16 protein-coding genes are annotated in these 18,210 nt (G+C 60.5%); 3 read left to right on the top strand and 13 right to left on the bottom strand.

Going from position 1 to position 18,210, the window contains the following annotated elements:
* Positions 1-4: 4 nt before the first annotated feature.
* The 13 genes from paaY to paaA form a co-directional block, all read right to left on the bottom strand.
* Complete coding sequence (gene paaY / locus DVA44_RS10925) at positions 5-601, bottom strand: phenylacetic acid degradation protein PaaY (RefSeq protein WP_103822156.1); 597 nt, start codon at positions 599-601, stop codon at positions 5-7.
* Positions 602-611: 10 nt separating this feature from the next.
* Positions 612-1,547: a phenylacetic acid degradation operon negative regulatory protein PaaX gene (gene paaX / locus DVA44_RS10920; RefSeq protein WP_103179802.1), complete on the bottom strand. Its 936-nt coding sequence runs from the start codon at positions 1,545-1,547 to the stop codon at positions 612-614.
* An 85-nt stretch (positions 1,548-1,632) separates the two neighbouring features.
* Entirely contained in the window at positions 1,633-2,985 is a 1,353-nt protein-coding gene (gene paaK, locus DVA44_RS10915) for a phenylacetate--CoA ligase PaaK (RefSeq protein WP_114386760.1), read from the bottom strand.
* A gap of 39 nt (positions 2,986-3,024) precedes the next feature.
* Positions 3,025-4,230, bottom strand: coding sequence for a 3-oxoadipyl-CoA thiolase (gene pcaF, locus DVA44_RS10910; RefSeq protein ID WP_114386758.1), 1,206 nt, complete (start codon positions 4,228-4,230; stop codon positions 3,025-3,027).
* Positions 4,230-4,652 carry a hydroxyphenylacetyl-CoA thioesterase PaaI gene (gene paaI / locus DVA44_RS10905; RefSeq protein WP_114386756.1) on the bottom strand — a complete coding sequence of 141 codons (423 nt, stop codon included), beginning with the start codon at positions 4,650-4,652 and terminating at the stop codon, positions 4,230-4,232. Before paaI ends, pcaF begins: the two co-directional genes overlap by 1 nt.
* On the bottom strand, positions 4,642-6,066 hold the full coding sequence (gene paaH / locus DVA44_RS10900) for a 3-hydroxyacyl-CoA dehydrogenase PaaH (protein ID WP_114386754.1): 1,425 nt from the start codon (positions 6,064-6,066) through the stop codon (positions 4,642-4,644). Before paaH ends, paaI begins: the two co-directional genes overlap by 11 nt.
* Before the next feature lies 1 nt (position 6,067).
* Positions 6,068-6,853: a 2-(1,2-epoxy-1,2-dihydrophenyl)acetyl-CoA isomerase PaaG gene (paaG, locus tag DVA44_RS10895; protein WP_114386752.1), complete on the bottom strand. Its 786-nt coding sequence runs from the start codon at positions 6,851-6,853 to the stop codon at positions 6,068-6,070.
* Positions 6,854-6,855: 2 nt separating this feature from the next.
* Positions 6,856-7,623: a 2,3-dehydroadipyl-CoA hydratase PaaF gene (gene paaF / locus DVA44_RS10890; RefSeq protein WP_114386750.1), complete on the bottom strand. Its 768-nt coding sequence runs from the start codon at positions 7,621-7,623 to the stop codon at positions 6,856-6,858.
* Positions 7,620-8,690 (bottom strand): 1,2-phenylacetyl-CoA epoxidase subunit PaaE, encoded by a 1,071-nt coding sequence (paaE, locus tag DVA44_RS10885; RefSeq protein WP_114386748.1) that lies wholly within the window; start codon positions 8,688-8,690, stop codon positions 7,620-7,622. The genes paaF and paaE overlap by 4 nt, the downstream gene beginning before the upstream one ends.
* A 7-nt stretch (positions 8,691-8,697) precedes the next feature.
* Positions 8,698-9,195, bottom strand: a complete 498-nt coding sequence (gene paaD, locus DVA44_RS10880; RefSeq protein ID WP_114386746.1) for a 1,2-phenylacetyl-CoA epoxidase subunit PaaD — start codon at positions 9,193-9,195, stop codon at positions 8,698-8,700.
* A gap of 14 nt (positions 9,196-9,209) precedes the next feature.
* Positions 9,210-9,956 (bottom strand): 1,2-phenylacetyl-CoA epoxidase subunit PaaC, encoded by a 747-nt coding sequence (gene paaC / locus DVA44_RS10875; RefSeq protein ID WP_114386744.1) that lies wholly within the window; start codon positions 9,954-9,956, stop codon positions 9,210-9,212.
* Positions 9,957-9,964: 8 nt separating this feature from the next.
* A complete protein-coding gene (gene paaB / locus DVA44_RS10870; RefSeq protein WP_103179812.1) occupies positions 9,965-10,252 on the bottom strand; it encodes a 1,2-phenylacetyl-CoA epoxidase subunit PaaB in 288 nt (95 codons plus the stop codon).
* Between the two features lie 11 nt (positions 10,253-10,263).
* Positions 10,264-11,193 (bottom strand): 1,2-phenylacetyl-CoA epoxidase subunit PaaA, encoded by a 930-nt coding sequence (gene paaA, locus DVA44_RS10865; RefSeq protein WP_114386742.1) that lies wholly within the window; start codon positions 11,191-11,193, stop codon positions 10,264-10,266.
* A 282-nt stretch (positions 11,194-11,475) separates the two neighbouring features.
* Between paaA and paaZ the strand changes: the two genes are divergently transcribed.
* From paaZ to DVA44_RS10850, 3 genes are all read left to right on the top strand, one after another.
* A complete protein-coding gene (gene paaZ / locus DVA44_RS10860; protein ID WP_114386740.1) occupies positions 11,476-13,521 on the top strand; it encodes a phenylacetic acid degradation bifunctional protein PaaZ in 2,046 nt (681 codons plus the stop codon).
* A 176-nt stretch (positions 13,522-13,697) separates the two neighbouring features.
* Entirely contained in the window at positions 13,698-15,965 is a 2,268-nt protein-coding gene (tynA, locus tag DVA44_RS10855) for a primary-amine oxidase (protein WP_114386738.1), read from the top strand.
* A 243-nt stretch (positions 15,966-16,208) separates the two neighbouring features.
* Complete coding sequence (locus DVA44_RS10850; protein ID WP_114386736.1) at positions 16,209-18,185, top strand: alkyl/aryl-sulfatase; 1,977 nt, start codon at positions 16,209-16,211, stop codon at positions 18,183-18,185.
* Positions 18,186-18,210: the final 25 nt, after the last annotated feature.

Below are 18,210 nucleotides of genomic sequence, written 5' to 3'. Positions count from 1 at the left end.
CCGCTCAGCGGGCCGACTTCGGCCGCAGGTTCTCGTCAAACACCAGCCGCTTGCGATCCGGTTCCACCTCGTGCAACGGCTCCACTTGATGCATCGTCTGTTTGCAGCGCTCCACCAGCGTCTGGTACTCGCGGGTGCCCTGCTTTTTCCACGCCATCTCCTGCTCGCTCAACACGCGGATCGCTTTGGCCGGGCTGCCGATAATCAGATGGTCGGCAGGCATTTCCGCTTTCGCTTTCACAAATGCCGCCGCGCCGACGATGCTGTTCTCGCCAATCACAGCGCCATCCATGATCACCGCATTCATCCCCACCAGCGCATTACGGCGGATCACGCAGCCGTGCAGAATGGCGCCGTGCCCGATATGTCCCTCTTCTTCCACCACCGTGTCCTGCTCGGGGAAGCCGTGCATGATGCAGTTATCCTGAATATTGGCCCCGTCTTTCACCACGATACGGCCAAAATCTCCGCGCAGGCTGGCGTTGGGGCCCACGTAGACGCCCTTACCGAGGATCACGTCGCCAATCAGGACCGCTGTCGGGTGGACATAACTCTCCTGTGGAACAACCGGTGTCAGACCATCAATTTGATATACAGGCACATAACCTCCGTTACGCGGGCGTCAGGCCGCCGAAGCGCTGCCAGTAGGAGGAGCCGGGCGACGGCAGTTCGCCGACCGAGGTCTCCCCTTTCTCACTGACAAACGCCAGCGCACCCGGCGCGACGCGCTGATAAATGTTAATGCACAGCTGGCGGGCCGTCTGGCCTGCCCAGTGCGACGGGAGTAACTCTTCCGGCAGGAGCGGATCCTTAAGCACCACCCGGCGATAAAAATGGATCAGCAAGAGCTGGATATGGAAACAGCGCGCCGGCGTCAGCTCCTCCGGCGTGGCCTCCCGCAGCAGGGGCAGCAGGGGCCGGAACGAGTCGATAAAGGTTTCATACATCAGGTTCTGCTCGCTGAGCTGCCAGCACTCCTCCACCCGGGCGCGCAGCGCGGCGCGGGAGAGTGCCAGCGGCGAATGCGCCTCAAAGCAGATGACGTTTTCCGCCACGCCCGCTTCATGCAACAGGGTCTGTACGTCTGCCAGCTGTTGCGACGGCGAGGCCATCAGGCTCGGTGCCAGGGTGCCGAAGCCCTGCCAGATCAGCTGCTTTTTCACATCCGCCAGCGTGGTTTTGTCCATCCCTTCAGAGAGCAGCAGCAGCCATTTGCCGTCCCAGGCCGGTAGCTCTGCGCGATAAATTTTGGTTTCGGCCCGGCGGGTTAAACGCAGCCCTTTATCGCTCAGGCGGTAGAAGCTGCGCCTGCCGATGCGAACCACATCCAGCCAGCCCTCTTTATTAAGACGGAACAGCGCGGTACGCACGAAGCGCTCGCCAAATCCCATCCCCTCCAGCAGGGCCGCCAGGCTTCCCAGCCAGACTTCACCACCGCGATGGGACAGGGCATCACCGTACAGGGAGGAGATCAGCGAGGTGCCGCTGACGGGAACGGAGCTGACAGCGTGCTGGATAAAGGCGTCGAGTTTACTCATGTGATTCATTCTGTTGTGATTATTTTCGCGGATGAATCATAGCATAGCGCTAAAAGCGCGACCCTCCCTAATACGCAGAGGGTCGCGGACGGCCTTAGCTGTTGGCTGCGGCCTTACGCAGATCGAAGACGCGACAGGCTTTGCCTTCGGAACGCGGAATGCTGCCGCAGTTGACGATCGTCACGTCGGTAGAGATCCCCACCATCGACTTAATGCGGTGGCGCAGCTGGTGGCAGACGTTGCAGCGCTGCTCGTGGGTCAGCGACAGGCTGCTCTCTTTCAGCTCCACCTTCACCGAAAGTGAATCAAGATGACCACGGCGGTTCACCTCCAGCTGATAGTGCGGTGACAGATGCTCAAACTTGACGATCTCCTCTTCCAGCTGGGACGGGAAGACGTTGACGCCGCGGATAATCAGCATATCGTCGCTGCGGCCGCTGATCCTGTCCATGCGGCGCATAGTGCGGGCGGTGCCCGGCAGCAGGCGGGTCAGGTCGCGGGTGCGGTAGCGGATCACCGGCAGCGCCTCTTTGGTGAGGGTAGTGAAGAGCAGTTCCCCCTGCTCGCCATCGGCCAGCGGCGTGCCGTCGTTCGGGTTGACGATCTCCGGGTAGAAGTGATCTTCCCAGATGGTCGGGCCGTCGGCGGTTTCGATGCACTCCATCGCCACACCCGGGCCCATCACTTCGGAGAGGCCATAGATATCCAGGGCGGTAATACCGAGGCGTTTTTCAATTTCGCGACGCATCGCCAGGGTCCAGGGCTCGGCGCCAAAAACGCCCACGCGCAGGGAGCACTGGCTGGCATCGCCACCCATCTGGCGCTCAAGCTCTTCGATCAGGTTGAGGCAGTAAGAAGGCGTCACCATGATCATGTCCGGCTGGAAATCGCGGATCAGCTGGGCCTGTTTCTCGGTCTGGCCGCCGGACATCGGAATCACCGTGGCGCCTAAACGCTCGGCGCCGTAGTGGGCGCCCAGCCCGCCGGTAAACAGGCCATAGCCGTAGGCGACATGAATTTTGTCCCTGGCACTGCCCCCCGCGGCGCGCAGCGAGCGGGCCACGATGTTGGCCCAGTTATCAATGTCGTTCTGCGTGTAGCCGACCACGGTGGGTTTACCGGTGGTGCCAGAGGAGGCATGAATACGCACCACCTGCTCCATCGGCACCGCAAAGGTGTCGAACGGATAGTTATCGCGCAGATCCTGCTTGGTGGTGCAGGGGAACTTGCGGATATCCGCTAACTCTTTGAAATCGTCAGGATGTACGCCTGCATCATCAAACTTGCGTTTGTACATCGGCACATTTTCATAGGCGTGTTTTAAGGTCCACTTCATGCGCTCGGTTTGCAGGGCCTGCAGCTCATCAAGGGAGGCGGTTTCGATGGGGTCAAGATGCGTTGCCGTCGAGGTTGCAGTTGACGTTGCGGTTGTCGCTGTATTTGTCATTGTGATTGTCATTGTAGGGTACCCACTTTTTATAATTGTTCAGACACGCTCAAGGATCATGGCAATGCCCTGACCGACACCAATGCACATCGTACAAAGCGCATAACGCCCTTTACGACGATGCAGCTCGTTGCTGGCGGCCAGCGCCAGGCGGGCCCCGCTCATACCCAGCGGATGGCCTAAGGCAATTGCCCCGCCGTTGGGGTTAACGTGCGGCGCATCATCCGGCAGCCCCAGCTCGCGCAGCACGCCCAGCGCCTGCGAAGCAAAGGCTTCATTCAGTTCGATCACGTCCATGTCGTTGATGCTCAGGCCCGCACGCTCCAGCACACGACGGGTGGCAGGCACCGGGCCCAGCCCCATCAGACGCGGCTCAACGCCAGCGGTCGCCATCGCCACGATGCGGGTACGCGGGGTCAGGCCCTGGGCTGCCGCCATCTTCTCGCTGGCGACAATCAGCGCCGCAGCGCCATCGTTCACGCCGGAAGCGTTGCCGGCGGTGACCACGCCGCCCGCCCGGAAAGGCGCTTTCAGCCCGGCCAGCATTTCGAGGGTGGTGTCCGGGCGCAGATGCTCGTCATGCACCACTTCGGTGACCGCCCCTTTTTTGCCTTTAATGACGACCGGCACGATCTCCTGGGCCAGAATGCAGCTGGCCTGGGCCTTAGCGGTACGCTGCTGGCTGCGCAGGGCGAAGGCATCCTGATCCTCACGGGAAATCTTTAACAATTCCGCTACATTCTCTGCCGTTTCCGGCATGCTGTCAGAACCAAATTGCTGCGCCATGAGCGGGTTCACAAAACGCCAGCCGATAGTGGTATCGAAAATTTCATTCTGGCGCTGGAAGGCGCTGGTGGCTTTGCCCATTACGAACGGCGCGCGAGACATCGACTCCACACCCCCGGCAATCATCAGGTCGCCATCACCGGCGCGGATGGCGCGGGCGGCAAAGCCCAGCGCATCCAGACCGGAACCACAAAGGCGGTTCAGGGTGGTGCCGGATACCGTCTGCGGCAGCCCGGCCAGCAGCAGGGACATGCGCGCCACGTTACGGTTGTCTTCCCCCGCCTGGTTGGCGCAGCCAAAGATCACATCGTCGATGCGCTCCGCATCCAGACCCGGGTTACGCGCCAGCAGCTCGCGCAGCGGGATGGCGCCCAGGTCGTCCGCGCGCACACCGGACAGCGCACCGGCATAGCGACCGATTGGGGTTCTGATCCCGTCACAGATAAAGGCGTCACGCATCATGCTTCTCCTGTCACAGTGCCGCCGATGCGGTGGGATTTCCCACGGAACAGGGCAACCGTTTTCTGTTGTTGATTAACGATTTCAATGTCATATACGCCGGTCAGGTTCCCCTGATGACGCACCTGCGCCGTGGCGGTAAGCTTATCGTGGGCAAACGCCGGACGGACAAAATCGATGGTGCAGCCCGAGGCCACCGCCGCCAGCCCCTGACTGTTGCAGGCGTAGGCGAAAGCGGTATCGGCGAGGGTAAACAGCTGTCCGCCGTGGCAGCTCTTGTGACCATTAAGCATCTGCGGCGTGACGGTCATGGTCAGTACTGCCATGCCCTCATCCATCTCAATAATGTCGATGCCATAGGCCTGGGCGCAGGCATCGTTTTCATACATGGCGCGGGCGTTGCGCCAGGCGTTATGACTCATAGCTACTCTCCAGAAGCGCGCGCTGGCGCAGCAGGGATGAAGGACGGTAACGCTCTTCGCCGTAATGGCGTTGCAGGTTTTCCAGAAGGCACAGCAGACGCTGCCAGCCAAGCTGTTCTCCCCAGGCCAGCGGGCCGCGCGGATAGTTCACCCCGAGGCGCATGGCGGTATCGATATCCTGTTCGCTGGCGACCCCTTTTTGCAGGGCGTCGAGGGCTTCGTTGATAATCATCGCCACCGTGCGCCAGATGAGCAGGCCGGGATAATCCGCCACCTGCAATACGCGCTTGCCCTGCTGCTGGAAGTGGCGCACCACTTTCAGTGTCGCGGCTGTCGGGTTGCTGGCCGCTGCGGCAATCACCGCCACGTCGCTCTCCTGTCTGTCGAACACCACCACTGGCTGGCCGTAACGGTTCGCCAGCGCCTGGGCGGTCTCGCCCTGGGTTTCAATCAGCAGTACGCCGTCGATTTCAGTGACACCGTCACTTTTTTTCTGCTGATGCGTGACACTGTAACTATCACTTACCTCTGCCAGCCAGCTCACCGCTGGCTTTTCGTTACGCCAGTTGTAGACCCCCTGCCCGCTCTTCTTGCCGAGACGCCCACCCAGCACCAGCTCCTGCTGCACTAGCGACGGCAGGAAACGGCGCTCCTGCCAGAAGGCGTTGAATACCGAACAGGTCACGGCGAAGTTGACGTCCTGGCCGATCATGTCGGTCAGCTCCAGCGGCCCCATCGGGAAGCCCGCGCCTTCACGCAGCGCCGCGTCGATGACTTCCGGGGCGGCCACCTGCTCTTCCAGCGCCCGCCAGGCTTCGGCATAGTACGGACGCGCCACGCGGTTAACGATAAAGCCCGGCGTGGACTGGCAGCGCACCGGCTGTTTCCCCCAGCGCGTCGCCAGCTCGCTCAGCTGTTCGACCACTTCCCCGGAAGTCGCCAGCCCGCTCACCACTTCCACCAGCTTCATCACCGGGGCCGGGTTAAAGAAGTGCAGCCCCGCCACGCGCTCGGGATGACGCAGGTCGGCGGCAATCGCGGTAATAGAAATTGAGGATGTGTTGCTGGTCAACAGCGTATTAGCCGGGCAAATCTCCGCCAGTTGGGCGAAGAGCGCCTTTTTAACGGCCATTTGCTCAGAGGCAGCTTCAATCACCAGGTCGGCCTTCGCCAGCGCGTGGATTTCGGTAACGGGCACCAGGCGCTGGAGCGTCTGTTCGGCGTCATGCGGGGCGAGCTTGCCGCGCGCCACGCGGGATTCGAGACGGCTGCGAATGGCGTCAATGGCGCGGGAGATGGCGTCGGCATTGATGTCATACACCAGCACCGGATGGCCGTGGCTCGCCGCCACTTCGGCGATCCCGGCTCCCATGATGCCGCTGCCGATCACCGCCACGGTATGAATTGTCGTCATCTTATTTCCCCGTAAACTGCGGCGCGCGTTTGTTAAGGAAGGCGCTGACCCCTTCCCGGTAGTCGGCGCTGCGCCCGGCCAGGCGCTGATAGTCGCGCTCCAGATCCAGCTGGGCATCAAGGGTGTTGGTTTCGGCGGCGTTGATCGCCTGCTTGATCAGCCCCAGGCCAAAGGTCGGCTGGGAGGCGAGATGCACGGCCAGCTGGCGGGCGGTATCGGTCAGTTCGGCGTCATCCACGACCTGCCAGATCATCCCCCAGGCATAGGCCTGCTCAGCGCTGATCTTCTCCCCCAGCAGCGCCAGGCCCATCGCCCGGGCGCGCCCGGTCAGACGCGGCAGCAGCCAGGTGCCGCCGGAATCCGGCACCAGACCGAGCTTGCTGAAGGCCATGACAAAGTTCACCGAACGGGCGGCGATAACGATGTCGCAGCCCAGCGCCAGGGTCGCCCCCGCTCCGGCGGCCACGCCGTTCACCGCGCAGATCACCGGCTTGGGCAGTTTTGCCAGACGGCGTACCAGCGGGTTGTAAAATTTCTCCACCGACATGCCGAGATCCGGCGCCGGGCTGTTCGGGTCGACGTTACGGTCGTTGAGATCCTGCCCGGCACAAAAACCGCGTCCGGCACCGGTAATCAGCAGACAACGCACGCTGTCGTCGCGCTCCGCCTGGGTCAGACATGCCGCCAGCTGCTGATGCATCTCCTCATTGAAGCTGTTGAGCCGATCCGGGCGGTTCAGGGTAAGGGTCATGACCCCCTGCTCAACGTGACTCAGAATAAAATCCATGGTTAGCGTCCTTTAAATTCAGGGGTGCGTTTTTGCAGGAAGGCGTCGATCCCTTCCCGGCGATCCTCGGTGGCGGCCAGCAGGGTGAAGAGCTGACGCTCCTGGGCCAGCCCGGCGGTGAGGGCCACCTCCTGGGACTGGCGTAGCGCCTGCTTCGCCGCCTGCAACGCCAGCGGGGAGTGACGCGCCATCAGTGTCGCCTGCTTGAGAGCATATTCCAGGGTCAGGGCCTCGGGATGTACATCGCTCACCAGCCCGGCCGCCAGCGCCTGACGGGCGGTAATGCTTTCCCCGGTCAGCACCATTTTGCTGGCGAGGGATTTGCCGACGCTGCGGATCAGCCGTTGTGTGCCGCCCGCGCCCGGCATAATGCCTAAGGTGATTTCCGGCAGGCCGAAGCGGGCGTTTTCCCCGGCGATCGCCACATCGCAGAGCAGCGCCAGCTCACACCCTGCGCCCAGCGCATAGCCATTGACGGCGGCAATCAGCGGTTTGCTGAAGGCATTGATCCGCGCCCACAGCTGCGGGCGTATGTCGTTAAGGGTGGCGGCCAGATCTTTTTCCGCCATCTCGTTCAGATCGGCTCCGGCGGCAAAGAAACGTTCGTTGCCGGTAATCACGCACACCGAAATCTCGCTGTCTGCGGCGGCAGCTTCCAGGGTGGACGCCAGTTCGCTCAGCAGGCCATTGTTCAGGGCGTTGCGGGCCGCCGGGCGGTTAAGGGTCAGGAGCAATACCCGACCGTGACGGGTGACAATCAGGTCGCTCATGCCATCCCCTTCGCATCAAAGTCCACCACCACGTCGCTGGTCAGCGGCAGGGCCTGGCAGCTCAGCACGTAGCCTGCCGCCAGTTCATCCGGCTCCAGGCTGTAGTTGGTAACCATATCCACCTTGCCGCGCACCACTTTGCATTTGCAGGTGGCGCAGACCCCGCCTTTACAGGCGTAAGGCAGGTCCGCCCCCTGGCGCAGCGCGGCATCGAGAATGCTTTCGTCTTCAGCGGTGAGGGTGATCTCGCGGTCGCGCCCATCCTGGCGCACCGTCACTTTTTGCCCCCCGGTCTGTACCGTATGGGTGCGTTTGATGGTTGTGCCCGGCGTGTTGAAGCGTTCAAGATGCAGCGATTTTTCCGGCATCCCCAGCGCCTTAAGGGTCTGTTCGGCCTGGTCCATCATCGCCGCCGGGCCGCAGATAAAGGCTTCATCAAACTGGCTGAAGTCGATGAGGTGTTTGGCCAGCGCCTGCAGTTTTTCGCCGTCGATGCGCCCGTGCAGCAGCTCGCTGTCCAGGGTCTCCTGGCTGAAGATGTTGACCACCTGCAGGCGGGTCGGATAGCTGTCTTTCAGATCGGCCAGCGCCTGGCGGAACATCATGCTCTGGCTGCTGCGGTTACCGTAAATCAGGGTGAACTGGCTGTTCGGTTCGGTTTTCAGGGTGCTGGAGATGATCGCCAGCATCGGGGTGATGCCGGAACCGGCGGCAATCGCCAGGTAGCAGCCTTCCCGTTCGGCCAGCGGCTGATAGCCAAAATGCCCCTGCGGCACCATCACCTCCAGCGCCATCCCCTGCTTGATTTCATCCCGGGCATAGCGCGAGAAGCGCCCGCCGTCGATGGCTTTTACCGCCACGCTGATTTCGCCCGGCTGAACGCTGCGGCAGATGGAGTAGCAGCGGCGCAACTCTTCGCCCGCTAAATGGGCTTTCAGGGTCAGATGCTGTCCCGGACGGAAGCGATAGGCCTCCTGCAAAGGCTGGGGAACCGCGAAGGTGATGGTCACCGCATCGCGGGTTTCAGGTTCCACCTTTGCCACCGTTAAGGAATGAAACGTTGTCATGGCGACCTCAGATACATTTGAAATAATCGAAGGGTTCGCGGCAGCTGTCGCAGCGCCAGAGCGCTTTACAGGCCGTGGAACCAAATTCACTGATAAGCGTAGTGCGGGTGCTGGCGCAGCGCGGACAGGTCACTTCAGCCGGCAGATGCGCATGGCAGCTGTGCCCGGCCGGTGGGCTAATGCCGTACTGGCGCAGGCGCTCCCGGGCGTCCGGGGTCATCCAGTCGGTGGTCCATGCCGGGTCGAGCTGGATCGCAATCTGCACCGGGCCATAGCCGTGGGCGGTCAGCGTGTCGCGGATCGCCCCCATCAGATGGTCGGTAGCCGGACAGCCGGAATAGGTCGGCGTGAAGCCGATAGCCCAGCCCTCATCCTGCGGGGTCACGCTGCGCACCATCCCTAAGTCGGTAATGGTCAACACCGGGATCTCCGGGTCCGGGATCTGGCTTAACAGAGACCAGATCTGCGGGACGGCGGCGGGGGTGAGTTCGACGGCGTGTTGCATGGCGCTCTCCTGGGTTACCACTGCTGGCCGGGATAGACGCGCTGCAGATATTGCATCTCTGCCAGCATCGGTCCCAGATGTTCGGTGTGCAGCCCTTTACGGCCACCGGTGCGGTAGGCGGACTCGCCCGGCACGCTCAGCGTCGCCTCGTTCAGCCCGGCGAAGACTTCCGCTTCCCACGCGTCGCGCAGGCTGCGCGGATCGACGGCGATACCTTCGGCAGCCAACGTCAGGTCAATCTCGTCGGCCTCGAACAGCTCGGCGGTGAAACGCCACAGGTCATTGACCGCCTGCTGCATTTTTTGCGCAGAGATCTCCGTGCCGTTGCCCAGGCGTTCCAGCCAGCCGCGGCTGAAGCGCAGGTGGTAGCGGGCTTCTTTGATGGATTTGGCGGCGATGGCGGCAAGCTGCCCGTCGCGGCTCTGGGTCAGACGGGTAAAGAGCGCCAAATGCCAGGCGTCGATAAAGTACTGACGGGCAATGGTGTCGGCGAAGTTGCCGTTGGGCTGCTCCACCAGCAGCAGGTTGCTGAACTGGCGCTCGTCGCGCTGGAAGGCCAGCGTGTCTTCGTCGCCCTCGCCTTCCAGCTCGGCGGCGTAGGTTAAGAAGTTGCGCGCCTGGCCCAGCAGGTCGAGACCGATATTGGCCAGCGCGAGGTCAATCTCCAGCTCCGGGGCGTGACCACACCACGCTCCCAGACGCTGGGAGAGCACCAGCCCGTTATCACCCAGGCGCAGAACATATTGCGTTAACGTTTTCATCCCTTGCCTCACATGTGCTCAATGCCATCAGGGATGGTGTAGAAGGTCGGATGGCGGTAGACCTTGCTCTCCGCCGGGTCGAAAAACTCACCGCGCTCTTCGGGTTGCGAGGCGACAATTTCGCTCGCCTTCACCACCCAGATGGAGCAGCCTTCATTACGGCGGGTGTAGGCGTCGCGCGCGTTTTCCAGCGCCATACGGTCATCGGCGGCATGCAGGCTGCCCACGTGACGGTGGGATAACCCCTGCTTGCTGCGGACAAAAACTTCGTATAGCGGCCAGTATGTTTTGCTCATGGTGATTCCCCTTATGCGACCTTGCGGGCGTGTTGTTTTTCGGCATGCGCCAGTGCGGCTTCGCGCACCCACGCCCCCTCTTCCCAAGCTCTGTTTTTTGCAGCCAGACGTTCGTGATTGCAGATGCCGCGGCCGTTAATCACCTCGTCAAACTCCTGCCAGTCGATCTCGCCAAAACGGTAGTGACCGCTTTCGGCATCGAACTGCAGATCCGCATCCGGGACGGTCATGCCCAGCATCTCCACCTGCGGCACGGTGTTGTCGACAAAGCGCTGGCGCAGCTCGTCATTGCCAAAACGTTTGATCTTCCAGGCCAGGCTGCGGGCACTGTTCGGCGAGTTGTCGTCGTTCGGGCCAAACATCATCAGCGCTGGCCACCAGAAGCGGTTGATGGCGTCCTGCAACATCTGGCGCTGGGCTTCGCTACCCTGGGCCAGGGCCATGCAGGCCTCAAAGCCCTGACGCTGGTGGAAGCTCTCTTCTTTACAGATTTTCACCATCGCCCGGGCATAGGGGCCGTAAGAGGTCCGGCACAGCGCCACCTGGTTAACGATGGCCGCGCCATCCACCAGCCAGCCGATCACGCCGATATCCGCCCAGCTCAGGGTCGGATAGTTGAAGATGGAGGAGTATTTCATCTTGCCGTCGAGCATCTTCTGGTAGATGTCTTCCCGGGCGCAGCCCAGCGTTTCCGCCGCGCTATAGAGGTAGAGCCCGTGCCCGGCTTCGTCCTGCACTTTCGCCAGCAGGATGGCCTTACGGCGCAGCGTCGGGGCACGGGTGATCCAGTTCCCTTCCGGCAGCATGCCGACAATTTCGGAGTGCGCATGCTGACCAATCTGGCGGATCAGCGTTTTACGGTACGCGTCAGGCATCCAGTCCTGCGGCTCGATGGCCGTCTCTTGCGCGATGCGCTGCTCAAAGCGTTGTTCTTCCGTCACGTCATCACCTTTTTGATTCGTTTAACCGCTAAATATCATTCAATGATGAATCACTTTGTTTTATAAAAGTTACACAAAGGTTAATGAATAACCCAAGAATCGTTTATTCGTTTTGTGATGAGGCTCGCAAGAGATTTCCACACCCCAGATACGACGCGGTCTGCGGGAGTTAAGAAGATTAAGCGAGATCACAATGTTAATAAAACATTAACAAGCCGCTTGCTTTTTATGATTCACAAACGAACTATTTATAGTGAAATCACGAACCATCTGGAGAGAAAGATGCAGCAGTTAGCCAGCTTCTTGTCCGGTACCTGGCAGTCTGGCCGGGGCCGTGAGCGCACCATTCAACACGCCATCAGCGGTGAAACCCTCTGGTCCGTTACCAGCGAAGGGCTGGATATGGCCGCCGCACGTCGCTACGCCATTGAGAAAGGCGGTGAAGCGCTTCATGCCATGACCTTTATCGAACGTGCCGCCATGCTGAAAGCGGTGGCGAAACATCTGCTGAGCCAGAAAGAGACCTTTTATGCGCTGTCGGCACAGACCGGGGCGACCCGCGCCGACAGCTGGGTGGATATCGAGGGCGGGATCGGCACCCTCTTTACCTTCGCCAGCCTGGGCAGCCGCGAACTGCCGGACGATACCCTGTGGCCGGAAGATGAGCTGATCCCGCTCTCAAAAGAGGGCGGATTTGCCGCACGTCACGTCCTAACCTCGAAGTCCGGCGTGGCCGTGCACATCAATGCGTTCAACTTCCCCTGCTGGGGAATGCTGGAAAAGCTGGCCCCGACCTGGCTGGCTGGGATGCCTGCTATTATTAAACCGGCCACCGCCACCGCCCAGGTGACTCAGGCGATGGTAAAAGCGATCGTCGACAGCGGCCTGGTGCCGGAGGGCGCCATCAGCCTGATCTGCGGCGGCGCGGGGGATCTGCTCGACCAGCTCGACAGCCAGGACGTGGTGACCTTTACCGGCTCCGCCGACACTGGCCAGAAGCTGCGCGTCCATCCGAACATCGTGGCAAAATCGATTCCCTTCACCATGGAAGCGGACTCCCTGAACTGCTGCGTGCTGGGGGATGACGTCACCCCGGAGCAGCCGGAGTTTGCGCTGTTTATCCGCGAAGTGGTGCTGGAGATGACCGCGAAAGCCGGGCAGAAATGTACCGCGATCCGCCGCATCATCGTTCCGCAGGCGCAGGTGGAAGCTGTCAGCCAGGCACTGATCGCCCGGCTGGAAAAAGTGGCTGTCGGCGACCCGGCTCAGGAAGGGATCAAAATGGGCTCGCTGGTCAACGCCGATCAGCGCGCTGACGTGCAGGAGAAAGTGGATGCTTTAGTCACGGCAGGCTGCCAGATTCGTCTGGGCGGGAAAGCCGACCTGAACGCTGCCGGGGCCTTCTTCCCACCGACGCTGCTGTTCTGCCCGCAGCCGGATGAAACCCCTGCCGTACACGCCACCGAAGCCTTTGGCCCGGTCGCCACCCTGATGCCGTATCAGGATCGCGAGCACGCCATGGCCCTTGCCCGCGCCGGGGAAGGCAGTCTCGCCGGGACGCTGGTCACTGCCGATCTGCGCCTTGCGCGTCAGTTTATCGCCGGCGCCGCCCGCGCCCACGGCCGTATCCAGATCCTCAACGAAGAGTCGGCCAAAGAGTCCACCGGCCACGGCTCCCCGCTGCCGCAGCTGGTGCACGGCGGCCCGGGCCGCGCCGGGGGTGGTGAGGAGCTGGGCGGCCTGCGGGCGGTGAAACACTACCTGCAACGCACCGCCATCCAGGGCAGCCCGAGCATGCTGGCCGCCATCAGCCAGCAGTGGGTGCGCGGCGCGCAGGTGCAGGAGGATCGCATTCATCCGTTCCGCAAATACTTCGAGGAGTTACAGCCTGGCGACAGCCTGCTGACCCCACGCCGCACCCTGACCGAGACCGACATCGTTAACTTTGCCTGCCTGAGCGGGGATCATTTCTACGCCCACATGGACAAGATTGGTGCGGCGGAGTCGATTTTTGGCGAACGCGTGGTGCATGGCTACTTCCTGATCTCCGCGGCGGCGGGTCTGTTCGTCGATGCGGGCGTCGGGCCGGTGATTGCCAACTACGGTATGGAGAACCTGCGCTTTATCGAGCCGGTGAAGCCGGGCGACACCATCCAGGTGCGGCTGACCTGTAAGCGCAAGACGCTGAAGAAACAGCGCACGGCGGAAGAGAAACCGACCGGCGTGGTGGAATGGGCGGTTGAGATTTTCAACCAGCACCAGCAGCCGGTGGCGCTCTACTCGATCCTGACCCTCGTCTCCCGTCAGCGCGGAGATTTTGACGCCTGATCCCCCTCCATCCGGGTAACGTCGCGCACGTTACCCGGCTTCTGGCACATCTGACAAAACATCTGGCAAATGCAGGCAAACGGTACTTAACGCGTTATTGCTATGTTGGCAATGAATAAACCGCGCGCAGAACAGCGGTCCCGAGTGGATAACAACACAAACAACAGAGGTTAATCATGGGAAGCTCCTCCATTTTTTCTCCACGTAAAACGGCGCTGGCGTTGGCCGTTGCCTGTCTCTTTTCCGGCCAGGTGCTGGCGCACGGTGGTGCAGCACATATGGTCGAAATGGATAAAACCCTGACCGAGTTTGGCGCTGATGTGAAATGGGACGACTACGCCCAGATGTTCACCATCAGCAAAGACGGGGCCTTCATCAAAGTGAAGCCGGGCGCCACAACCGCTATGGTCAACGGCAAACCGCTGACCCTACAGGCGCCGGTGGTGATGAAAGACAATAAGGCCTGGATCGCCGATACCTTTGTTAACGATGTGTTCCAGTCCGGCCTTGACCAGACCTTCCAGGTCGAGAAGACCCCGCACCCACTGAATGCCCTCTCCGCGGATGAGATCAAAGAGGCCGTCGAGATTGTGAAAACCTCGCCGGACTTTAAACCGAATACCCGCTTCACGCAGATCGCGCTGGCCGAGCCGGACAAAGCCAAAGTGTGGGATTTCGTGCTGAATAGCACGGCGGTGGATGCGCCGCGTCAGGCCAATATCACCCTGCTGGACGGCAAATTTATCGTTGAAGCGCTGGTAGATCTGCAGGACAAAAAAATCCTGCACTGGGAGCCGATCAAAGACGCCCACGGCATGGTGCTGCTGGATGACTTTATGTCGGTGCAGAAGATCGTCACCGGCAGCCCGGAGTATGCCGAGGCGCTGAAAAAACGCGGCATCAACGACCCGGCAAAGGTGATGACCACCCCGCTGACGGTCGGCTACTTTGACGGTAAGGATGGTCTGAAGCAGGAAGATCGCCTGCTGAAAGTGGTGAGCTACCTGGATACCGGCGACGGCAACTACTGGGCTCACCCGATTGAAAACCTGGTGGCAGTGGTCGACCTGATCGAGAAGAAGATCGTCAAAATTGAAGAAGGCGCCGTCGTGCCAGTACCGATGCAGTCCCGCCCCTATGATGGCCGCGACCGCGAACCGGTGGTGCACAAACCGCTGGAGATTGTGGAGCCGGAAGGCAAGAACTACACCATTACCGGCAATATGATCCACTGGCAGAACTGGGATTTCCACCTGAGCCTCGACTCCCGCGTCGGGCCGATCATCTCCACCGTCACCTTTAACGACAACGGCAAAAAACGCCAGGTGATGTACGAGGGATCGCTGGGCGGGATGATCGTTCCTTACGGCGACCCGGACGTGGGCTGGTACTTCAAAGCCTATCTGGATTCCGGCGACTACGGCATGGGCACCCTCACCTCGCCGCTGGTGCGCGGTAAAGATGTGCCCTCCAACGCTGTGCTGCTGAATCAGACCATCCCGGACTACACCGGTGCGCCAATGGAGATCCCGCGGGCGATGGCGATTTTTGAACGCTACGCCGGGCCGGAGTATAAGCACCAGGAGATGAATCAGCCGAACGTCAGCACCGAACGCCGCGAGCTGGTGGTGCGCTGGATCAGCACCGTGGGCAACTATGACTACATCTTCGACTGGATCTTCCACGAAAACGGCACCATCGGCATCGATGCCGGGGCGACCGGTATCGAAGCGGTAAAAGGGGTGATGGCGAAAACCATGCATGACCCGAGCGCGAAAGAGGATACGAAGTACGGCACCCTGATTGACCACAACATTGTCGGCACCACCCACCAGCACATCTATAACTTCCGCCTGGATCTGGATGTGGATGGCACCAACAACAGCCTGGTGGCGATGGATCCGGAGGTGAAGCCGAACACCGCAGGCGGCCCGCGCACCAGTACCATGCAGGTTAATCAGTACAACATCGACAGCGAGCAGCAGGCGGCACAGAAATTTGACCCGGGCACCATTCGTCTGCTGAGCAACACCAGCAAAGAGAACCGCATGGGCAACCCGGTCTCTTACCAGATCATCCCTTATGCGGGCGGTACGCACCCGGTGGCGACCGGCGCGAAATTTGCTCCGGATGAGTGGATCTATCACCGCCTGAGCTTTATGGATAAACAGCTGTGGGTGACCCGCTACCATCCGAACGAGATGTACCCGGAGGGCAAATTCCCGAACCGTTCCTCCCATGACCAGGGGCTGGGCCAGTTCAGCAAGGATAACGAGTCGCTGAATAACCAGGATAACGTGGTGTGGATCACCACCGGTACCACCCACGTGGCCCGCGCCGAAGAGTGGCCGATCATGCCAACCGAGTGGGTGCATGCCCTGCTCAAACCGTGGAACTTCTTCGACGAGACGCCGTCGCTGGGCAAGAAGAAAGAGGGGCAGTAATAAACAGCCGGGCATATTGCCCGGCTTTTTCTTGTCGGTGCGGTTTGATGTCGGGTGGCGCTGCGCTTACCCGACCTACACCGCCATTGAATTTAGTTTAAGTAGTTTATTTTCTGAACAGCTTTCCTTGCTTATAGTTAATCATACCCATGCCGTCCGGGTTGCCTTTCTTAAAATGTTTTTTATGGACATCACGCGAAGTTCTCCCTTACGTCGTTGTATGAACATTGAGAGGTTTTTAGGATGAGATTCAACTTGATAGCAAGAAGTCTTGCGCTTGCAGGCGTTTTTATTTCTGCTGGCACCCCTGCATTTGCCGCAGAAGCGCCAAAAGAGGCCGCCGCCGCCACTCAGCAAGCCAATAATGCCCTCTTCAGCCAGCTGCCCTTCTCCGACAATGCCGATTTCACCGATGCCCATAGAGGCTTTATCGCCGCGCTTCCCACCGAGGTGATCAGAGGCGAACAGGGCAATGTGGTCTGGGATCCGCAGCAGTACGCCTTTATTAAAGAGGGCGATAAAGCGCCGGATACCGTCAACCCCAGCCTGTGGCGTCAGGCGCAGCTGATTAATATTAGCGGCCTGTTTGAGGTCACAGATGGGGTCTATCAAATCCGTAACCTCGATCTGTCGAACATGACCATTATCGAAGGAGCGACCGGTATCACCGTGGTCGACCCGCTGGTCTCTGCTGAAACGGCAAAAGTCGGGATGGATCTCTACTACAAAAACCGCGGTCAGAAACCGGTGGTGGCGGTGATCTACACCCACAGCCACGTTGACCACTACGGCGGCGTGCGCGGCGTGGTGGATGAGGCTGATGTCAAAGCCGGGAAAGTCAAAATCTACGCCCCGGCCGGCTTTATGGAAGCCGCCGTGGCAGAAAATATTATGGCCGGGAACGTGATGAGTCGCCGCGCCAGCTATATGTACGGCAACCTGCTGAAACCGGATCCTAAAGGCCAGGTGGGCGCCGGGCTCGGCACCACGACCTCCGCCGGGACCGTAACCCTGCTTGCGCCGACCAATATAATCGAAAAAGATGGACAGAAGGAGACCATCGACGGCCTGACCTATGACTTTATGCTGGCGCCGGGCTCAGAAGCGCCGTCAGAAATGCTCTGGTACATCGAAGAGAAAAAACTGATCGAATCCGCCGAGGATGTCACCCACACCCTGCATAACACCTACTCCCTGCGCGGGGCGAAGATCCGCGAGCCGCTGCCGTGGTCAAAATATATCAACGAAGCCATTGTGCGCTGGGGTGATAAAGCCGAAGTGCTGATGGCTCAGCACCACTGGCCGACCTGGGGTAATGAAAACGTCAATAAACTGCTGAAAAGTCAGCGAGACCTGTATCGCTACATCAATGACCAGACCCTGCGCATGGCGAACCAGGGCATGACCCGGGATGAAATTGCGGCGAACTTCAAGCTGCCGGATTCGCTGGCGCACACCTGGGCCAACCGGGGCTACTACGGGTCGGTAAGTCACGACGTGAAGGCCACCTACGTGCTCTATCTCGGCTGGTTCGACGGCAACCCGGCGACCCTGGATGAGCTGCCGCCGGAAGAGGCTGCGAAGAAATATGTAGACTACATGGGCGGTGCCGACGCCATTCTACAGAAGGCCAAAACTGACTTCGACCAGGGTAACTATCGCTGGGTGGCGCAGGTGGTGAGCAAGGTGGTGTTTGCCGATCCGAACAACCAGGCGGCCCGTAATCTGGAAGCGGACGCGCTTGAGCAGTTAGGCTATCAGGCGGAATCGGGCCCATGGCGTAACTTCTATCTTACCGGCGCGCAGGAGCTGCGTAACGGCGTGGTGAAAGGGCCGACCCCGAACACCGCCAGTCCGGATACGGTGCGGGCGATGACCCCGGAAATGTTCTTCGACTATCTGGCGGTGCACATCAACGGTGAAAAAGCCGGGACCGCGAAATCGGTGTTTAACATCGACCTCGGCAGCGATGGCGGCAAGTACAAGCTCGAGCTGGAAAACGGGGTGCTGAACCACACCGCCAATGCCGAAGCGACCGACGCCGACGCCACTATCACCCTGAGCCGCGACACGCTGAATAAAATCATCCTCAAGGAGACCACCCTGAAACAGGCTGAGGAGAGCGGCGCGGTGAAGGTTACCGGTGACGGAGCAAAACTTGATACCATGCTGAGCTATATGGATAAATTTGAGTTCTGGTTCAACATTGTTACACCGTAAACCCACCAGCCTGCGGGCGGAGCCT

Source organism: Leclercia sp. W17, from assembly GCF_003336325.1.
In the GTDB taxonomy this organism is placed as follows: Bacteria; Pseudomonadota; Gammaproteobacteria; order Enterobacterales; family Enterobacteriaceae; genus Enterobacter.
The sequence above is the reverse complement of the archived record's forward strand: the minus strand, read 5'-3'. Positions and strand labels throughout refer to the sequence as shown.

Bases quoted from the DNA above. Each gene is read 5' to 3' on its own strand.
- paaX (WP_103179802.1), bottom strand. From the start codon at position 1,547: ATGAATCACATGAGTAAACTCGACGCCTTTATCCAGCACGCTGTCAGC.
- paaK (WP_114386760.1), bottom strand. From the start codon at position 2,985: ATGACAAATACAGCGACAACCGCAACGTCAACTGCAACCTCGACGGCA.
- pcaF (WP_114386758.1), bottom strand. From the start codon at position 4,230: ATGCGTGACGCCTTTATCTGTGACGGGATCAGAACCCCAATCGGTCGC.
- paaI (WP_114386756.1), bottom strand. From the start codon at position 4,652: ATGAGTCATAACGCCTGGCGCAACGCCCGCGCCATGTATGAAAACGAT.
- paaH (WP_114386754.1), bottom strand. From the start codon at position 6,066: ATGACGACAATTCATACCGTGGCGGTGATCGGCAGCGGCATCATGGGA.
- paaG (WP_114386752.1), bottom strand. From the start codon at position 6,853: ATGGATTTTATTCTGAGTCACGTTGAGCAGGGGGTCATGACCCTTACC.
- paaF (WP_114386750.1), bottom strand. From the start codon at position 7,623: ATGAGCGACCTGATTGTCACCCGTCACGGTCGGGTATTGCTCCTGACC.
- paaE (WP_114386748.1), bottom strand. From the start codon at position 8,690: ATGACAACGTTTCATTCCTTAACGGTGGCAAAGGTGGAACCTGAAACC.
- paaD (WP_114386746.1), bottom strand. From the start codon at position 9,195: ATGCAACACGCCGTCGAACTCACCCCCGCCGCCGTCCCGCAGATCTGG.
- paaC (WP_114386744.1), bottom strand. From the start codon at position 9,956: ATGAAAACGTTAACGCAATATGTTCTGCGCCTGGGTGATAACGGGCTG.
- paaB (WP_103179812.1), bottom strand. From the start codon at position 10,252: ATGAGCAAAACATACTGGCCGCTATACGAAGTTTTTGTCCGCAGCAAG.
- paaZ (WP_114386740.1), top strand. From the start codon at position 11,476: ATGCAGCAGTTAGCCAGCTTCTTGTCCGGTACCTGGCAGTCTGGCCGG.
- tynA (WP_114386738.1), top strand. From the start codon at position 13,698: ATGGGAAGCTCCTCCATTTTTTCTCCACGTAAAACGGCGCTGGCGTTG.
- DVA44_RS10850 (WP_114386736.1), top strand. From the start codon at position 16,209: ATGAGATTCAACTTGATAGCAAGAAGTCTTGCGCTTGCAGGCGTTTTT.